1 protein-coding gene and 1 pseudogene are annotated in these 2,959 nt (G+C 62.1%); both read left to right on the top strand.

Features of this window, described 5'->3' with window-relative positions; genetic code table 11:
• Positions 1–285 (top strand): annotated as a pseudogene (locus tag ACJWXQ_RS11895) (site-specific integrase); the annotation flags it as partial.
• 139 nt (positions 286–424) lie between these two features.
• Positions 425–2,959, top strand: a 2,535-nt coding sequence (locus ACJWXQ_RS11900; RefSeq protein ID WP_406672881.1) for a TM0106 family RecB-like putative nuclease, incomplete at its 3' end; no start/stop codon positions are given.

The following is a 2,959-nucleotide window of genomic DNA, read 5'->3' on the forward strand; positions in this document are numbered from 1 at the left end:
ATTGCGGATGACCGAGGGTTGCTTTTCGGCACGCACGTGTATTCCGAGAAGAGCCGCATTGACGAGCGCCAACAGCGGAATCGCTGGGAGAAACGCCTGAACATTACCGTACGAAGCGACCAGAACCGCTCGCTCAAGCGCGACGGTGGAAATCATGGAAAGCTGACCGTCTCGCTGCAACTCCAAACGGACGATGGACGTTTCGTCTCGTCCCACGCCTACAAGTACGTTCTTCACTTGGCGGCCATTGCGCTGCTGGCGAGCAGACGGATACAGATCCCCTGACGCGTAACCAGCCCACACGGGACGAGATCAGGCAACGAGCATCGGAAGGGGACGGAATCCAAACGGCTGGCTCATTGTGTGAGCCACCCGCATTGCTAGCATCGTTCGCTATCGAAAGGTCTACGGAAGGAAATCTCGTATGCAAGTGGAAAAGGGACACATCACACTCAGCGCCACGGACCTGGTCGCACATGCCGCGTGTGATCATCTGACAGTGCTCGACTGGCAGCACCAAACCGGGCAGCGCGCCAAGCCGGACTACTACGACCCGCTGACGGAGATCCTTCGCGAGCGCGGCTTTCGGCATGAGGCCGCGTTTGTCCAGGCACTCGAGGACCAAGGCCTATCGGTCACCCAAATCGACGGGGTAGGCATCGATGACGGCGCGGTGCGAGCCACGCGCGAAGCGATGGAGGCCGGCGCCGACGTAATCGTTCAAGCCGCGCTTCGCCGCGGAATTTGGAGCGGTCGAGCCGACGTTCTGTTGCGCGTCGAGACGCCTAGCCTCCTCGGGAAATATAGCTACCGAATTGTGGACACTAAACTCTCTCGGGAGACGAAGGGTGCCACGATCCTCCAGCTCTGCCTCTACGCCGACCTGCTGGGTGACATGCAAGGGGCTGCCCCCGATTTCGTCGGCGTCGTCGTGCCGTGGAGCGAATACGAACCCCAGTGGTTCCGGGTCGCCGACTACGCTGCCTACTACCGCCGGGTGAAGCAGGCGGCCGAACAGGCAGCCAACTCGGCGGACGAGGCCTGCACGTACCCGGACCCCAAACCGCATTGCGAGATGTGTCGCTGGCAGCGTGAATGCGATGACCGCCGTCGCACGGATGATCACCTGTCCCTCGTCGCCGGGATCACCAAGAGTCAGATCAACGAATGGGGCAAGCAAGGTATCGAGTCGGTCGAGGCCCTGGCACAAGCGCCCGTTCCGATCGGCTTCCGACCCGAGCGCGGCTCGGCCCACGCCCTGGAGAAAACCCGCCACCAAGCCGCCATCCAGGTAAAGGCGCGCCGGAGCGGTACGCACGAATACGAGTTGCTCGACCTCGAACCCAGCTTCGGTCTCACCGCACTCCCAGAGCCCTCCAAGGGCGACATCTTCTTCGACATCGAGAGCGACGCCTTCGTCGGCGAGCATGGACTGGAATACCTATTCGGCTACGCCTTTCTGGACGGCAACGGCAATTGGCACTACCAGTCACACTGGGCACTCAACCGGGAGGACGAGAAACGCGCGTTCGAGGCATTCATCGACTTCGTCAGCGCACGGAAGGAAACCTACCCGGACCTGCACATCTACCATTTCGCGCCCTATGAGCCCGCGGCGCTCAAACGCCTGATGGGGCGCTACGCGACCCGTGTACTGGAACTGGATGATCTGCTTCGTGACGAGGTTTTCATCGACCTTCTCGGCATCACGCGACATGCCCTACGCGCAGGCGTCGAGAGTTATTCGATCAAGAAGCTCGAACCGTTCTTCGATTTCGAGCGCCAGGTCGCCATGCCGGAGGCCAACTCGGCGCTGACACGCCTGTCATTCGCGCTGGAGCTGGACGACCTGGACGCGATCGATGAGAACACCCGAAAAACCGTTGAGCAGTACAACGCGGACGACTGCTTCGCCACTGCTGGGCTTCGGGACTGGCTGGAGGGGCTGCGGCAGGGGCTGATCGATTCGGGTGCGGACGTGCCACGGCCACATCCTCCCGAGGCCCGCGAGCGCGAGGAACAGTCCGAAGCCGAGCGCCACATTCAGGAGCTGATCGCCCAGCTCACGCACGACGTCCCAGCGGATCCGACCGAACGGACGCCGGAACAACAGGCCCGCTGGATCCTCGCGTACTCGCTCGAATGGCACCGCCGCGAGGACAAGGCCACGTGGTGGGAGTATTTCCGACTGCGCGATCTGTCCGCCGACGAACTGGTCCACGAGAAGTCCGCCCTTGGCGGGCTCGAATTCATCGAAACCGTCGGACGCTCGAAGCAGGGCATCCCGATTGACCAGTATTCATTCGAGCCCCAAGACACCGACCTGCGCGGCGGCGAGGGCCTGAAAGGCGTCGGGGGCGACAGCTTCGGAAAGGTGGTCGAAGTGGATGATTCCCATCAGACCATCACCATTCAGAAGGCGAAGGCCACGGCCGAGTACCATCCAGCCGGCGCGTTCAAGTTCGAGCGCGTTAAGTCGGATGGGCTCGCCGCATCGGTCCTCCGCTTGGGCGAGTATGTTGCGGCGCACGGGGTGGAAGGGACCGGGCCGTACCGAAGCGCCCGGGAACTGTTGCTGCGTAAGCCGCTGGAAACCAGTGGACAAAGCCTGCAGCGCCCAGACGAAAAACCGCTGGACGCGGCATTGCGCATCGCACCCGCAATGCATGGCGGTCTACTGCCTATCCAGGGGCCACCGGGGACGGGCAAAAGCTTCACGGGCGCGCGGATGATCTGTGAACTCGTGAGCAATGGGCGCAGGGTCGGCATCACCGCCAACAGTCACAAGGTGATTCGCCACTTGCTCGACAGCGTCGCCGAAGCCGCTGAGGAGATGGGCATTGACGTGCAGATGGGTCAGAAACCGAAGGGCGGCGACCAGGAAGATCCGGATCGCATCCGGTACTTCCACAAAAACGAAAAACTACTGGGTGCACTGAGCGCGGGAGATGTCCAGGTA

This window comes from Natronospira sp. (assembly GCF_007134575.1).
Classification (GTDB): Bacteria; Pseudomonadota; Gammaproteobacteria; order Natronospirales; family Natronospiraceae; genus Natronospira; species Natronospira elongata.